The organism is Fictibacillus sp. S7 (assembly GCF_004127935.1).
Classification (GTDB): domain Bacteria; phylum Bacillota; class Bacilli; order Bacillales; family Fictibacillaceae; genus Fictibacillus_C; species Fictibacillus_C enclensis.
Window position 1 is genome coordinate 3,867,228 of sequence record NZ_QJKL01000001.1, and the last position, 16,069, is coordinate 3,883,296.

15 protein-coding genes are annotated in these 16,069 nt (G+C 47.9%); 14 read left to right on the top strand and 1 reads right to left on the bottom strand.

What is annotated here, in order from left to right; all coding sequences use genetic code 11:
• Nucleotides 1–8 precede the first annotated feature (8 nt).
• The 12 genes from DMO16_RS19775 (at nt 9) to DMO16_RS19830 (ending at nt 13,411) form a co-directional block, all read left to right on the top strand.
• Complete coding sequence (locus tag DMO16_RS19775; RefSeq protein ID WP_129479653.1) at nt 9–1,049, top strand: TRAP transporter substrate-binding protein; 1,041 nt, start codon at nt 9–11, stop codon at nt 1,047–1,049.
• A 28-nt stretch (nt 1,050–1,077) separates the two neighbouring features.
• Nucleotides 1,078–2,340 (top strand): lactate racemase domain-containing protein, encoded by a 1,263-nt coding sequence (locus tag DMO16_RS19780; RefSeq protein WP_061975110.1) that lies wholly within the window; start codon nt 1,078–1,080, stop codon nt 2,338–2,340.
• 2 nt (nt 2,341–2,342) lie between these two features.
• On the top strand, nt 2,343–3,683 hold the full coding sequence (locus tag DMO16_RS19785) for a hypothetical protein (RefSeq protein ID WP_206738140.1): 1,341 nt from the start codon (nt 2,343–2,345) through the stop codon (nt 3,681–3,683).
• A 29-nt stretch (nt 3,684–3,712) separates the two neighbouring features.
• Nucleotides 3,713–5,905, top strand: coding sequence for a dihydroxy-acid dehydratase (locus DMO16_RS19790; RefSeq protein ID WP_129479657.1), 2,193 nt, complete (start codon nt 3,713–3,715; stop codon nt 5,903–5,905).
• An 18-nt stretch (nt 5,906–5,923) separates the two neighbouring features.
• The gene (locus tag DMO16_RS19795) at nt 5,924–6,874 is read left to right on the top strand and encodes a U32 family peptidase (RefSeq protein WP_061975105.1); all 951 of its coding nucleotides are present in this window, start codon (nt 5,924–5,926) and stop codon (nt 6,872–6,874) included.
• Nucleotides 6,875–7,002: 128 nt separating this feature from the next.
• A complete protein-coding gene (locus DMO16_RS19800; RefSeq protein ID WP_061975103.1) occupies nt 7,003–7,776 on the top strand; it encodes an IclR family transcriptional regulator in 774 nt (257 codons plus the stop codon).
• Nucleotides 7,777–7,860: 84 nt separating this feature from the next.
• Complete coding sequence (locus DMO16_RS19805) at nt 7,861–8,763, top strand: fumarylacetoacetate hydrolase family protein (RefSeq protein WP_129479659.1); 903 nt, start codon at nt 7,861–7,863, stop codon at nt 8,761–8,763.
• Nucleotides 8,764–8,832: 69 nt separating this feature from the next.
• Nucleotides 8,833–9,144, top strand: a complete 312-nt coding sequence (locus tag DMO16_RS19810; RefSeq protein WP_061975099.1) for a UxaA family hydrolase — start codon at nt 8,833–8,835, stop codon at nt 9,142–9,144.
• Nucleotides 9,125–10,300, top strand: coding sequence for a UxaA family hydrolase (locus tag DMO16_RS19815; protein ID WP_240482433.1), 1,176 nt, complete (start codon nt 9,125–9,127; stop codon nt 10,298–10,300). Before DMO16_RS19810 ends, DMO16_RS19815 begins: the two co-directional genes overlap by 20 nt.
• Before the next feature lie 23 nt (nt 10,301–10,323).
• On the top strand, nt 10,324–11,793 hold the full coding sequence (gene gucD / locus DMO16_RS19820) for an alpha-ketoglutaric semialdehyde dehydrogenase GucD (protein WP_129479661.1): 1,470 nt from the start codon (nt 10,324–10,326) through the stop codon (nt 11,791–11,793).
• A gap of 77 nt (nt 11,794–11,870) precedes the next feature.
• Nucleotides 11,871–12,758, top strand: a complete 888-nt coding sequence (locus DMO16_RS19825; protein WP_129479663.1) for a fumarylacetoacetate hydrolase family protein — start codon at nt 11,871–11,873, stop codon at nt 12,756–12,758.
• Nucleotides 12,759–12,784: 26 nt separating this feature from the next.
• Nucleotides 12,785–13,411: a cytochrome c biogenesis protein CcdA gene (locus DMO16_RS19830; protein ID WP_129479665.1), complete on the top strand. Its 627-nt coding sequence runs from the start codon at nt 12,785–12,787 to the stop codon at nt 13,409–13,411.
• Between the two features lie 234 nt (nt 13,412–13,645).
• On the opposite strand, the gene larC is transcribed toward DMO16_RS19830, so the two are convergent.
• Nucleotides 13,646–14,131 carry a nickel insertion protein gene (gene larC / locus DMO16_RS19835; protein WP_061975383.1) on the bottom strand — a complete coding sequence of 162 codons (486 nt, stop codon included), beginning with the start codon at nt 14,129–14,131 and terminating at the stop codon, nt 13,646–13,648.
• Between the two features lie 121 nt (nt 14,132–14,252).
• Here larC and kynA point away from each other — a divergent pair, with 121 nt between their 5' ends.
• Together kynA and DMO16_RS19845 are read left to right on the top strand one after the other, a co-directional pair.
• Nucleotides 14,253–15,110: a tryptophan 2,3-dioxygenase gene (kynA, locus tag DMO16_RS19840; RefSeq protein WP_129479667.1), complete on the top strand. Its 858-nt coding sequence runs from the start codon at nt 14,253–14,255 to the stop codon at nt 15,108–15,110.
• Between the two features lie 28 nt (nt 15,111–15,138).
• Nucleotides 15,139–16,068, top strand: a complete 930-nt coding sequence (locus DMO16_RS19845) for a phosphotransferase (RefSeq protein WP_206738141.1) — start codon at nt 15,139–15,141, stop codon at nt 16,066–16,068.
• Nucleotide 16,069: the final 1 nt, after the last annotated feature.

Consider the following 16,069-nt stretch of genomic DNA (forward strand, 5'->3'; position numbering starts at 1 on the left):
GAAATAGAATGAAGAATTGGGTGAAAAAGCTGGCTATTGGTGTCGCCCTCCCGGGCATGTTGATCCTTGGGGGTTGTGGAGCAACGAAAACTGGAGGATCCGAAAAAGGCGGGATACAGGAACGAACCATTAAAGCTGGGATCGGCTTGAATGAAGATCATCCGGAAGGACAAGGCTTGAAGAAGTTCAAAGAGCTGGTTGAGAAGAAAAGCGGCGGGAAAATGAAAGTGCAAAACTTTTACAGCGCCACGCTTGGCGATGACCAGAAAATGACCGAGGCGCTGCAGGGCGGACTTCAGGAGGTAACCATTCCTTCCACCTCGCCGCTTGTTGGAATGATCAAGGAATACGGGATTTTCGATTTTCCGTTTGTGTTTAATACCGAAGAAGAAGCGTACTCCGTTCTTGACGGAAAAGTGGGGAAGGAGCTATTGAAAAAGCTGCCGGAACACAAGCTGATTGGCCTTGGGTATTGGGAGAATGGATTCCGCAATCTGACAAACAGCAAACACCCAGTGAAGACCGCGGAGGATTTTAAAGGATTGAAGATCCGAACCATGCAAAACGAGGTTCATCTGGATGCGTTTAAAAAGCTGGGTGCCAATCCGTCGCCAATGGCGTTTTCCGAGGTGTTTACTGCGCTTGAGGGGAAAACAGTGGATGGGCAGGAAAATCCGCTCGCGACCATTAAATCCAGCAAGTATAACGAAGTTCAGCCCTACTTAAGCATGACCAAGCACGTGTACACACCATTTGTTTTTCTTGTGAGCAAGCAGTTCTGGGACAAGCTTTCAAAGGAAGAACAAAAAATCATGAGAGATTCTGCGCAGGAAGCAGGAAAATACCAGCGTGATCTGAACCGCAAAGAGAACGAAAAAGCTCTCGAGGATTTGAAAAAAGCTGGCATGGAGGTCAATGAGGTCTCCGACGCTGAAAAAGAAAAAATGAAAGAAATCGTGAAGCCGGTCACCGACAAGTACGCGAAAAAGTTTGGACAAGACCTGGTCGATGAAATGATGTCAGAAGTGGAAAAAGCGAGGAAAAAATAAGAGAAAAGTCAGATAAGGAGGAAGAGGAATGGAGATCATATCACAGTTGCTGCAGGATATAGCCCTTCCAAAGATGATGAAAGTGAAGCAATCCTTTCATGCTCCTGAACTTGATGACACCGCACAGGCCGTTCAGCAGACATTAAAAGAAACAGGCGTACTCTCAAGGATATCGCCTGGTGACCGGGTAGCCATCGCCGCGGGTAGCCGCGGTGTGGCCGACCTTCCCATACTTGTCAGGGAAACGGTCAACGCTGTCATATCAGCAGGGGGTTCTCCTTTTATTGTGCCTGCCATGGGCAGCCATGGCGGTGCCACGGCTGAAGGGCAGCGTGAAGTGCTCGAGCAGCTCGGTGTCACCGAAGCATCGGTCGGCGCACCGATTGTATCCAGCATGGAGGTCGTGCAAACCGGCACGCTTGAAAATGGCCTGCCTGTTTACACCGATAAAAATGCCGCCAGTGCAGACAAGGTGATCGTTATTAACCGGATAAAGCCGCACACGGCTTTCCGAGGCCCGGTTGAAAGTGGTTTGATGAAGATGATCACGATTGGCCTTGGAAAGCAAAAAGGGGCGGAGGCCGCGCATGCCTACAGCTTTAAGTACATGGCAGAGCATGTTCCCCAAATGGCCAAGATGGTTATGGCCAAGATTCCGATTATTTTCGGACTTGGATCCATTGAGAACGCCTATGACCGACCAGCCAAAATTGTTGCCGTTCCTGCCGAGGAAATGGAAGAAAGAGAGCCGGGGCTTTTGCTTGAAGCGAAAGTGCTGATGCCAAAAATTTTATTTGATCCGATGGATGTGCTGATTGTTGAAGAAATCGGCAAAGACATTTCAGGGGACGGGATGGACCCGAACATTACCGGACGTTATGCCACTCCTTATGCCTACGGGGGACCTGATGTTTCACGCATTGTCGTGCTCGGTTTAACGGAGAAAACCCATGGCAATGCCAACGGAATCGGACTGGCGGATACAACCACCAGGAAGCTGTTTAACAGCATCTCCTGGGAAAAGGGCTACGCCAATTCGCTCACCAGTACGGTGACATCGGTGATTAAAGTTCCGATGGTTCTTGAGGACGAAGAGATGGCTATAAAAGCGGCCATCAAAACGTGCAATGCCCGTGACCTTACAAGAGCAAGGGTGGTACGTATTCCAAACACGCTGGATCTTCAGCATATATGGATTTCCGAGAGCCTGAGAGAGGAAGCGGAAGCCCATTCGGATATTGAAATCCTGTCTGAACCGGCAGAGATGTACACAGCTGGCGAAGCCCGGTGATCTTGCTTGCCATATACAGCCTCATGGTCGTTTTTTATACGATCAGCCTGTTTGCTGACAGCTCGCTGCTCGATGAGGTGACAGGGATTTTCGCCATACTGGCACTTGTTCTTTCATTTCCGAAGGCAAACGGGCTATACCGTGCGACAGGAACCGTATTTATTCTGGTGGGTGGCCTTCTCTACTTTTATTTGCAAAAGCCGCTGCTTGAGCTGCCGCATTACATGACGTCAACCATTGTCCTGCTCGCCATCTTTTATGTGCTGCCTTTCATCAACAGCATCATCGTTGTGGGGCGGTACGACAAAAGTGTGAACCAGCTGCTAAAGCGGCGGGTGGGAAATTTGGGGCAGTTGTATTACCGAAGCTCGCTTGTCAGTTTTTTGCTGGGGTCGTTTTTAAATATCGCTACGATCCCGCTGGTTGAATCGGTTCTCCGCCGCAATCTGCAAAAAGCAGAGGACAAATTGAGGGATATTTTTATCAGCCGTGCGATGCTGAGAGGATATGCCCTGTGTCTCGCCTGGAGTCCGATGGAGATTCTGGTGGCGATCAGTGTGGACATCACTCATTCGAATTATGTTCATCTGCTTCCGTGGCTTCTTTTGTTCTCTGTCACGTTGCTCGGAGTAGACTGGCTGATTGGCCTGAAATACCGCAAATATCAGGTGGAACAGGCGGCAGCGTCAGAAGCGGCACCGTTGGACGGAAGGATCCTCAAAAAATCCGGGGTGCTACTTCTTTATTTAAGTGTTTTTATTGCAGCAGTCATCGGAGCGAGGCGGGTGCTCAACACTGATTTTCTAATGGCGGTCACGCTTGTCATTGTTCCCTACTCATTTCTCTGGGCTCTTCTCGTAAAAAGAATCAGATCCTATCTGGTTTATAGTTTGCGAGTCTGGAAGAACAGGGCATCGTCCCAGCAAAACTTTATGGTTTTGTTTCTCTCCGCAGGTTTTTTAATTAGTACACTTAAAGTTTCACCGTTTTTAAAATGGCTGCAGCAGCCGTTTGGAGCCGTGGAGCATTGGCCCGTGTTGCTCTTTCTGCTGATTCAGGTTCTTTTTCTCGGTCTGGCGATGATCGGATTTCATCCGCTTGTGACCATCAGCATTCTGGGGGAGGTCATACAGCCTCTTTTGGGAGAGATCAACCCCTTAAGCTTTGCCGTTGTTCTTATTTCATCTGGACTGTCCACTGTCATGGCCGGCCCTTACAACATTACGGTGTCTTTAACAGGCAGTCTTCTGCATCAGAATCCATACCGTGTTTCGTTCTGGAACATCGGGTTTGCATTTCTCTACAGCAGTATGGGGACAATGATTGCGCTTCTGATGCTGTAACAGTTTACTAGTTTAAAAGGTGGCGAACTATTGTGTTGTATCCATATATCGAAAATTCCTATAATCCATATCGTGACAATGTTCAGGGTAAGGCCAATGAACCCATTTGTGTTGCCGGCCTTTTGGACCGGGCAAAACAGATTCTCGGGCCAACCTATGAAGGCGATGCGCCGGACTGGACCCTGGAGGAAATTTATAACCGGCTTCATGAAAATGCGCCGCGTATTGCCATTATCGGGGGATCTCCCGACCATCCAGCCCATATTATGGACTTTCAGACATCGTCCAGGGCTGCGCTGCGCATCTGGCAAAACGGAGGGGTTCCTTTTTATTTTTCAACACCGGTCATGTGTGACGGAACCGCGCAAAGCAACCAGGGGATGAGTTATTCCCTGCAAAGCAGAAATGCGGTTGCGGAAATGGTTGTCAACCAGATCGAGGCGCACAGCTATCATGGCGCCTTTGTGATCCAGGGCTGTGACAAACAGCCGCTTGGAGTGGTAAGTGCCATGGCCCATCTCGACCGCATCCGGAACTATCGCGGGGAAGCGCCGTTCTTTGCCACATTTGCTCCTGCCCATGTTTTACAGGGAGGAACCATTCCAGAAGGCCTTTTTGAAGAGCTTGAAGCGGTTGCCCAAAAAGCGGAGCAAAACGGAGCGGATGACATCGCTTATGATCTTCGTGATGCGATGGCTTACATTCTTCAATGTTCATCCAACACCGCGTTCCAGGGTGTTCTTCAGCGGGCAAAGGAAAAAGGATTCATCTCCCAGGCGGAACACGATGATTACGAAAAGCGTCTGGCGGTCAATACGTGCGACGGGCTTGGCGGGGTTTGTGCGTTTAACGGAACCGGAAACAGCTCGCGGCACCTGGTTGCCGGTATGGGGCTTGTTCACCCTGAGCTGGAGCTGCTGACCGATCCTCCGACACAGGAACAGATCAATGCGGCGCTTGATCCGTTGGCAGGCATGATTAACCAGCAAGCCTTCGGGGCTTCCAATATTATGGCTTCTAACATTAAAAATGCCGTCCGCATCCACAGCGCATCCGGCGGTTCCACCAATTTGATGATGCACATCGTGGCCGGGATGCTTTATGGCGGATTCAAGTTCAGCCTGCATGAAATGGACCGCATTCATCACGAGGTGCCGGTGCCTGATTTGTTTGACTACAGTCTCACCCAGGGCAGGGACATTTTTGCACTGGCGATGCAATGCTGCTCAGGAAACAGCCGCGGCATGGAATCATTATTTTATGAACTGCTTCAAAATGGGGTGCCGATGGATGTAGATGCTCCAACCGTAACCGGCACGAGCTGGCGCGAGCGGCTGGAAAAAGAACATAAGGTGTCCATTGAAAAGATTGCTGAAAATCCGGTCATTCTTGATAAGCCAAGACGGCCATACAGCGGTGTTGACGTACTCAGCGGTAACTTTTTTGAAAGCGCTGTGGTTAAAATCAGCGGGATGACGACCCTGCAGCTTGATGAGTTCGATAAAAAGGCGGCGTTTGTTCTTTATTATGACAACGAAGAGGACGCCAACCATGGACTTCTTGACGCCGAGCTGGTTGACAAGCTAAGAAATACGAAAGCATTCACCCATGAAAATCTTCTTGCTGCTGTAAACCAAAATGCGCCGGACCGATATGAAGTCTTGAAAACCCATTCTTATGATGTGTTATTCGATGCCATGGTGGAAGAGGGGATCCTGAAACTCGCGGTTGTGGTATCCGGCCAGGGACCTGTCGCATTCGGCATGCCGGAAATGTTTACGCCGATGCAGCACATCAACGCAAACCGTAAGCTGAAAAGGATGGCAACCCTGATCAGTGACGGGCGCTATTCAGGCGTTACCTACGGAGCCGCGGTAGGCCATATGACCCCAGAAGCCAAGGGAGACGGCGGAATCCTTTATCTCCAAACGGGGGATATACTGTTTCTTGATTTCCGTGAGCGCACCATTCAGTTCATGGACGAAACGGCGTTCCAGCGTGGACAACAGGTATTTAAATTTGAGCATATTCGCCAGCAAAGAAAAGAATTGGCAGCTTCCCGCATGAAGGCCATCTCCAAACGCCAGCGCCAGGTAGCTGCAAGCAACAGGATGACCAGCCATACAGATGCAGCTCATGGTGTGGTTCCGCTTCAAGTGTTTGAGGAAGCAGATTTGGACTATCAAAAAGATGTTGTTTCACTTAATCTTGCCCAACATTAATCGAAAGGAAGATATCTAATGGAAGAAACGAAAAGAGCTATTGAGAAATTGGGTTTCCCTCCCGGAGATTGTCATGACCTCCCGTCTTCGGAAAAAACATTTCCTGATGGAGCGCAGTACCGTGTTGAAATCCCAAGTGTGGAAGGCCCGGCATCATTTGAAGCGGTCATTGAGGCCTGCGAGCAATATGACGTTGGCATTCACCGAATTTCACAGGGTAGTGGAATTATGCTTTTGACCGACGACGAGCTTGAGCAGATGGCAGCTATCGGCAGAAGAGAAAACCTTGAAGTCAGCTTGTTTGTTGGCCCGCGTGGCAGCTGGGATGTATCGGCCATGCAATGGGCAAGTGCCGGAAAAATTGCCGGCCTTCGTGTACAGGGAATGGATCAGCTCATCTATTCCATCGAGGATATCAAGCGCGCCTGCAACGCCGGAATCCGGGGGATTTTAGTGGCGGATGAAGGATTATTGTGGCTCGTTAATGAATTGAAAAAGACGGGGGAACTTCCTGCTGACCTGGTGGTTAAAGTTTCGGTGCAGGTGGCACAGGCGAATCCAATTTCAATCCGTCTGATGGAGCAGATTGGTGCCGGAACGTACAACGTGCCCACCGACCTTACGCTTTCAAGGCTCGCAGCGATCCGCCAGGCGGTTGACGTTCCGATCGATATTTATGTGGAAGTGCCTGATGATGTCGGCGGCTTTATCCGCCATTATGAAATACCAGAAATCATCCGGGTAGCGGCGCCGGTATATATTAAATTCGGTTTGCGCAATGCTCCTAACATTTACCCTTCAGGAACCCATCTTGAGCCGACCTCAATTGCACTCTCAAAAGAGCGTGTGAGACGAGCAAAGCTTGGCCTCGAGATGATTAAGCGTTATGCTCCGGATCTCAAGGTTTCAGAAAAAGGGGCCGAGGGAATCGCCGTTCCTTTGCCAGGCGGAAAAGTAGCAGCGCCTTGATCCAAGGCTATAGAGCGCTTACAGATTTTGGCATGTCCTGCAAGGCAAATCCGGTTGTATCCCCCTTGTGGTGTGGTACCATAAGGGAAAAGACAAGCCATCAAACTTTATCAAAGGGTGAATGAGACATGCCAATTATTCAATCCGTAGACCGGGCGCTTCGTATTCTGGACCTTTTTGACGAATATGAATCGGAATTAAAAATAACCGACATCAGCTCAAGAATGAATTTACACAAAAGTACAGTCCATTCTTTGCTTAAAACACTACAGCATTACAACTATATTGAGCAAAATCCTGAAAACGGAAAATACAAGCTGGGAATGAAACTTTTCGAGCGCGGGAACTTTGTGATCCATAACCTGGATATCCGGTCTGTAGCGAAAAAACATCTCATGGAGCTGTCCATGAAAACGGGGAACACCATCCATCTTGTTATTTTGGATGGAAAGGAAGGCGTTTACATCGACAAGGTCGAAGGATCTGCAGCTACCATCCTTTATTCCAGGATCGGGCGCAGAATACCGGTGCACTGCAGTGCGGTAGGAAAGGCGCTTGTGGCCTTTAAAGACCAGGAAGAACTGGCCGCCATTCTCAAGGATTATGATTACATCAGCCAGACGCCTAAAACCATTACCAATGAAAAGGATTTCTTGACTGAACTCGACAATGTAAGAAATGAAGGCTTCGCCATGGATAATCAAGAAAACGAACCTGGCGTTTCATGTATTTCGGTTCCGATCAGAGACCACTCGGAACATGTGATTGCAGCCATCAGCATGTCGCAGCCGGTACACCGCATTAATAAAAAAGCGATCAAAGAGATTGCCGAGATGCTGAAGGAAACAGCAGAAAACATTTCACGGGAACTTGGATTTGGGGTAAAAGCCTCGTCCATTTAAAACAAGCGCTCCTTATGCCAGGAGTGTATCCTTTAATGAGAACGCAGTTTTATAATATAAAACCAAACAAAAGGAGAATACGAGATGCGCATTTTACGATATAAAAACAATGAAGGTAATTTCAGTCTGGCTGCTTTAGCAAACGATGAAAGAGTGTATGATTTGCCTTATGCCGATTTTTTGGAACTGGTTTCAGAAGCAGAAAAAGCAGAAACCACCCCATTGAAACATGTCCAGGAATTGATTGCGGGGCAGGAGCCGCAAAACGCAACGTTTGGTGAGCTGGAGCTCGGGGTTCCTATTTTGGCTCCTGAGGTCTGGGCAGCGGGTGTAACGTATGAAAAGAGCAAAGAGGCACGAAACTATGAAGCGACTGACGGGAAGCTCGATGCCGAAACATTTTACGATAAAGTGTATGATGCAAAACGTCCCGAAATCTTTTTTAAATCCACAGCGGCCCGCACGGTCGGACCGGATCAGCCGGTTTACCTTCGAAGTGACTCCAACTGGCAAATTCCTGAGCCGGAGCTTGGGCTGGTACTTGACAAGAACGGAAAGGTACTGGGATACACGGCTGGAAATGACATGAGCTGCCGGGACATTGAAGGAGAGAATCCGTTGTATCTGCCGCAGGCAAAAGTATGGAAAAATTCCTGCGCGATCGGTCCAGTGATCTTACTCGCAGATGCAGTTGAAGATCCATATGACTTTGATTTTGCCTGCCGCATTTACCGTGGGGAAGAAAAAGTGGTGGAAGGCACGGCCAATACGAAACAATTAAAGAGACGGTTAGATGAACTTGTGGATTACCTGGCAAAAGACAATGATCTTTTTGACGGAACCGTATTATTAACGGGAACCTGCATCGTACCTCCAAATGAATTCACACTGCAGGACGGAGACCGGATCGAGATCGAAATTTCTTCCATCGGCACGTTGAACAATCCGGTAAAAACGCAAAAAAGTAAAATTTCAGCGGCCCGCTAACCAGCAAAAAGACTGAAAATTAGGTATGATGGGAATGTTGAAACAGTTATTCGGGAGGAGGATCGTTTCATGGGAGTCCAGTATAAAACGGTAATGATGAAGCCTTCGGACAACGTGGCCATTGCGCTGATGGATCTGCCGAAGGGAGCTGTTGTTCCAGTTGTTTGTGAAGGGCATCAACAGGAAGTGCAATTGGTTCAGGATATCCGCTTTGGCCATAAATTCGCGGTCAAGCCGATTGAAGCGGGAGCGGAGATTTTGAAATACGGGGAAATCATTGGCCGGGCATCCTCTGAAATCAGCATGGGCGAACACGTTCATGTACATAATCTCGAAGGCATCAGAGGAAGGGGAGATAAAGTTGAATCTCGAGTACAGTAATCAATTGCTCGGATACCGGCGCCCTGACGGGAAGGTAGGTGTCCGCAACCACGTGCTGATCCTGCCGACGATTACGTGCGCCACCCAGGCCGCCAAGCAGATCACGGAGCTCGTACAGGGAACCGTCAGCTTCATTCACCAGCACGGATGCGCCCAGGTGGGAGAGGACTATGACCAGACGTTTCGAACCTATGTCGGAATGGGACTGAATCCCAATGTTTATGGTGTGGTTGTTCTAGGATTGGGTTGCGAAACCCATCAGGCACGCAGTGTGGCGGGTGAAATCGCCAAAAGCGGAAAACCCGTCGAGGTCGTTTCCATACAGGATAACGGCGGTACCTTGATGACGATTGCCCAGGGCGCAAAGGTGGCAGCCAAAATGGTGCAGGATGCCTCGGCACAGCGCCGCGAGCCCTTTGACTTCAGCGAGCTGATCGTTGGAACAGAGTGCGGCGGATCCGATGCCTGCTCAGGCCTTTCTGCCAATCCGGCAGTTGGCGTGGTGAGCGACCTGGTCGTGGAGGCAGGCGGTACCGCGATTTTGGCTGAAACGACAGAACTGATCGGAGCGGAGCACCTGCTGGCCAAACGGGCGGTCAATGATCAAGTGGCTAAACGGGTGTATGAAGTCATTGAACAGATGGAAAACCGCGCCATCCTGATGGGTGTGGATATTCGTACAGGCAACCCGAGCCCGGGCAATATTGAAGGAGGCTTGAGCTCGCTGGAGGAAAAGTCACTCGGTGCATCCAACAAATCAGGAACAACGCCTCTTCAGGAATTGATCAATTATGCGGAGCCGCCCTCGCAAAAGGGTCTGGTCTGGATGGACACCCCGGGGCATGATATCGAACAGCTGACCGGAATGGTCGCAGGCGGTGCACAAGTGGTTCTGTTTACAAGCGGACGCGGAACACCAACCGGCTCACCGATTGCCCCGGTGATCAAGATTTCAACGAATACCGCCATGTTTGAAAACATGAGCGATAACATGGATTTGAATGCCGGTACGATTATTGAAGGAGAAGAAACGATTGGGGAAGTCGGACAGCGGATTTTTGAAGAGATCAAAGAGGTTTCTTCAGGCAAACTGACCAAGTCGGAAATTCTGAAGCAGCACGATTTTGGCATATGGAGAATTGGACCTACATTTTAAAAAAAGAAAGGGAGCGATGATCAATGGCAGTACAAACACAGGTGAAAACATATTTGAATTACGTAAACGGAGAATGGGTGGAAGCCTCAACGAATGAAACCATCTCCTGCATCAATCCGGCAAACAAACACGATGTGGTGGGCAATGTACAAAAATCTGGAAAAGAAGATGTGGACCAGGCGGTTGCTGCAGCACACAACGCTCTCGCCTCATGGAAAAAGCTGTCCGGTGCAGCAAGAGGAGAATTCCTTTATAAGGCAGCCAATATCCTGGAAAGCCGTGCCGATGAAATTGCTGAAACAATGACAAAAGAGATGGGAAAAACTTTAGGTGAAGCCAAGGGTGAAACGCTCAGAGGCGTGGCCATTCTTCGCTATTATGCGGGAGAGGGCATGCGCAAGACAGGCGATGTCATTCCATCCAGCGACAGTGAGGCATTAATGTTTACAACACGTGTTCCGCTTGGCGTTGTTGGCGTTATTTCTCCATGGAACTTTCCAGTGGCGATCCCGGTTTGGAAAATGGCACCTGGTCTCATTTACGGAAATACCATCGTCATTAAACCGGCACAGGAAGCGGCCGTAACAGCAGTAAAAGTGATCGAGTGTCTGGACGAAGCAGGAATTCCAGCAGGAGTAGTGAACATGGTGACAGGTACCGGTTCACAGGTCGGACAGGCCATCGTCGATCATCCGCAAGTCAACGGTATTACGTTTACCGGTTCCAACCAGACAGGAAAAGCGATAGGCCAGGCCGCATTGGCGCGCGGAGCAAAATACCAGCTCGAAATGGGCGGAAAGAACCCGGTGATCATTGCGGCTGATGCTGATCTTGATCTTGCGGTAGACGGGACCATCAGCGGCGGTCTTCGCTCAACCGGGCAAAAATGTACGGCAACAAGCCGTGTGATCGTTCATGAAGATGTGTATGACGCGTTCAAAGAAAAATTGCTTGCCAAAGTCCGCGAGCTAAAGGTTGGCCCTGGACTTGATGGTGAAACTTGGATGGGGCCGTGCTCCAGTGAAAAACAGCTGGAGACGGTTCTCTCCTATATTGAAAAGGGACAAGAAGAGGGAGCAACCCTTCTTTATGGCGGACAGCGCCTCGAGGCACCTGAAACGAAGGATGGCTTTTATGTCGAGCCGGCTGTTTTTGAAAATGTGGAAAGCGGCATGGCCATTTCGCAGGAGGAAATCTTCGGCCCGGTTCTTGCGTTAATCAAGGTGGGAACAATTGAGGAAGCGATTGAGATGGCCAACGATGTGGAGTTTGGATTGAGTGCCTCCATTTATACGACCAACATCAGCCATATGCTTTCCTTTATTAACGATATGGACGCCGGGCTTGTACGTATTAATGCCGAAACAGCGGGTGTAGAGCTTCAGGCTCCATTTGGCGGCATGAAGCAATCGAGCTCCCACTCAAGAGAACAGGGGCAGGCTGCCATTGAATTTTACACATCCATCAAAACGGTATTTGTCAAAGGCAATTAAGGCTTATATGAGGGTGATCGGCGGACAGGGTTCCGCTGATTAACCCTCCTATTTTATGTGAAAAGGAGAAGATGAACATGATTACGGTTACCTTTGAAAAAGATGGACAATGGGTATTGGGAATAAAAACGGAGCGCGGCATTTTGGATGTTGGGGGTGCTGCCCGCTCACTTGGTTCAGATGCGGTACCGCAAACTGTCTCTGAATTGATTGCGAAAGGAGAACAGGGGAAGGCTGCTCTGCAGCAATTTGCAGATTCAGAGATGGCGGCCAGGGAAGAATTTCTTTACACCGAGGATTCTTTGAAGATTGGTCCATGTGTTACAGAACCACAGAAAATTATATGTGTTGGATTAAACTACAAAAAGCATGCCGAAGAATCAAACATGCCGCTTCCTGAATCTCCTATCCTTTTCAGCAAGTTCAATAATGCTCTGGCCGGTCACCAGCAGGAAGTCAAATTGCCGGCGCGCTCATTGCAGGTGGATTATGAAGTGGAATTGGCCATTGTGATCGGAAAAACCGCCAGCAAGGTCAGTGAAGAAGATGCTCTCAATTATGTATACGGCTATTGCACAGCAAACGATTTGTCGGCACGTGATCTGCAGTTTAAAACCGGACAATGGCTGCTTGGAAAAACGTGTGATGGCTTCTGCCCGGTGGGTCCTTATCTGGTTAGTGCGGAAGAAGTGAAAGATCCAAACGCTCTGTCGTTAAAGACCGAGGTCAACGGAAATGTTCGCCAAAACTCGAATACTGCAGATTTGGTGTTTAACTGTCAGGAAATTATCAGCTATGCATCAGAACATATGACGCTGCAACCGGGGGATCTCATTTTGACTGGTACACCAGAAGGCGTCATCATGGGAGAACCGGAAGGAGAAAGAAACTGGCTTAAAGATGGGGATGAAATAACCGTAGAGGTAGAAGGGCTTGGAAAACTGACCACAATTATGAGAAAATAGAGAAAAAACAAAACAGGAGCTTACATATGGAACTACTCACGATTTTATTGATGGCCATGCTGCTCGGCTTAAAGCATGCGCTCGATCCGGATCATCTTGTGGCTGTCACCACGATTGTCAGTGAAAAGAAAAAAGCCCGTTTTTCCGCACTGGTCGGTGCTTGGTGGGGGGTCGGCCACATGACCACGATTCTGGTTGTGGGAAGCGCCATTATCTACTTCAATCTTTTCGTCTCCCATTCAGTGGAAATGCTGCTGGAAGGTGTTGTTGGCGTCATGATCATCTATCTTGGTGTGAAAGCTTTTTATACCTTGCGTGTTTCCCACAAGCATGAACATGCCGTTTCAGGAAGTAGCGGCAAGTGGATGCTCAGACCGTTGATCGTTGGCCTGCTGCATGGGCTGGCGGGGAGCACGGGAGTCGCTTACTTGTTTTTAAGCACCATCCAAGACAAATATTTAGGAGTGATTTATCTGCTTGTCTTTGGTGCAGGAACATTGATCAGTATGGTGCTCGCCACCCTGCTGATCGGGCTGCCGTATTCGTGGTCATCGGACCATAAAAAAATCAACCTTCTGCTGACGCGTTTTACAGGCGTGCTGAGCGTCTGCTTTGGCGTCTATTATTTGTATAAAACCCTGTTCATCTCTTGATGAAACAGGGTTTTATCTTGCTCGGTTATTGCAAATGGATGAGTCAATTTTTGTCGAAATTCACATGGCTTAAACCGTTTGAGAATAAAATGATTGGTTTTGAGAATAAAGTGGCGTGATTTGAGAATAAATCCAGTTTTTTGAGAATAAACACGGCAAATTTGAGAGCAAGTTAAATAATGGAAGCGGATTGAGCTCCCAATAAGCCTCGGCAAGCTCCCATGTTGAGGGCAATCAAGCCTTATAATGCTTCATCGCCACCAATTTTGCATCATCGTACACGTTTTGGAGGGGAACATTGTGTTGTTCCGCGGCTTTTTTACAATCCTCATATTCCGGAGAAAATTTAATCGGTGCCTCTTGATAGATTCCGATTTTCACAGATACTTCACCGTATGCAGTCTCGGCCCTGTAAAACTCCCTGCCGAGGCGGTGACAGGAGACGGGATAATATCGCAAACCAAAGCTTGAGGTTTCACGAAAGATGATTTCTTCAAGCAATGGCTGCTTTGCTTTGTCCGAAAGTATGGATAGCTTATAGGCGGGACGGTTCTTTTTCATATAGATGGAAGTGTAGTACACATCGTTGGCACCGGCCGCAAAGAGCCTGTCCATCGTGTACGACAGCGTTTCTCCGCTGCAGTCATCCAGGTTCACTTCTATGATTACCATCTCATTGTCAATATGTTCTTGTGCATGGCGTGCGCTAAATTCATTCATTTTGCGGCTCCTTTCATCTTTGCTCGTTCTTTTCATTATACCGTACACCTATTTAATTGTACTGTGAAAATAAGGTATGATAGGAATGATTGTAAGCGGTATCAAAAAGGGGGATGTTATCATGAAGGATAACCAAAACCGGCAGGAGGTCAATGCCACAAGTTCAGAAACCAGCATCCATACGGATTTTAAAAATAATATGACATACGGGGAATATTTGCAGCTGGACAAAATTTTATCGGCACAGCGCAGATTATCCGGACATCATGACGAGGTGTTATTTATTGTGATTCACCAGGTCAGCGAGCTGTGGATGAAGCTGATACTGCATGAGATGCATGCCGCCATCGACTGCATTAAGAAAGACGACCTGTCCAGTGCGTTCAAAAAACTGGCACGTGTGTCAAAAACACAGTCACAAATCATCCAGGCTTGGGATGTGCTGTCCACCATGACACCATCTGAATACATGGAATTCCGGGATTCACTCGGCCAGGCGTCCGGCTTCCAGTCTTACCAATACCGGATGATCGAGTTCGCTCTTGGCTACAAGACACCTCATGTTCTGAAAATCTATGAAAAAGATCCAAAGCTACTAAAAGAACTGAGACAGGCATATGAAGCACCAGGACTCTATGACATGGCCATCCAGGCGCTGAATAAGGCGGGAATTTCAATTGATGAAGAGGTCCTGAACCGCGATGTCACGCGGACGTATCAGGAGAACGAGTCTGTCCGCAAAGCCTGGATCACGGTCTATAAAAATCCGCAGCGATACTGGGATCTCTACGAGCTTGCAGAAAAATTGGTGGATATTGAGGACTGGCTCCAGCAATGGCGCTTCCGCCATATGAAAACCGTTGAGAGAGTAATAGGTTTCAAGCGGGGAACGGGCGGTTCTTCCGGGGTTGGGTACTTGAAAAAAGTGCTGGAACAGCGGTTTTTCCCGGAACTGTGGGATCTTCGTACGGAGTTATAAGAAGAGAAGTGTCAGGAATGATGAAATGATGAATAACCATGCTAAATCAGCCATTTTGGATAGATTTAACATTACACAGTCGAATTTTTTAGGTTCGGGAATGGAAGCCGGGGTGTATGCTTTATCCGACCATAAGGTACTGAAAGTTTATAATCACATGTCTGATCTTAATAAACAATGGAGCTTAAAAGAATTTTATGCCGGGATCAATTCTGATGGTTTGGGCTATGAGCTTCCGTATATTTATGATGTGTTTCTGGAAAATGGGATTTTAGTTACTACCGAAAAACGGATTGAGGGCAGCAATATGCGAAGTCTGCTCTCAGACATGAGCTTTAATGAACAAAGCAAAATGATGAAAATCTACCTGAAAGCGCATCTGGATCTGCAGCAGATTAAAGGAAAATCTACGATCAAAGGGTTTGTTTTATTTGATGGACCGGGCATATCCTCCATAAAAATCGACAACTGGTATGATGTATTGAAAGAAAAAATACGTCAGAAGACACCGGAATTAATGCGCTATTTTAAAAGAGATATTGTGGAGTATGAGAGAAAGTTAAATGATCTGATGAAGATCTTATCCAAGGAGTACAAAGGGGAGTATTCATTAATCCACGGAGATTTTTTTCCTGGGAATTTATTAATAAATACAAGTAGCCAGGTTAGGGGTTTAATTGATTTTGGGTTGATGACCATGTATGGCGATCCGTTATTCGATATTGCCATCGGGTGGGTATGTTTTGATATGTACGATGAATTTCATTCAAATATCCGTGAAAGATACCTGAATATCATACTTTCAACGTTAGGTGAGGGCGTCAGAAAAGAACTGTATTTTTATGTTCTGGTCTATAGCTTCATTACGGCGAATTTTTATTCCGGGGATTGCTCAGATGGTCATTATCAATGGTGTGTGGAAAACATCAATAATAAAAACTATTGGAATGCTTTATAAG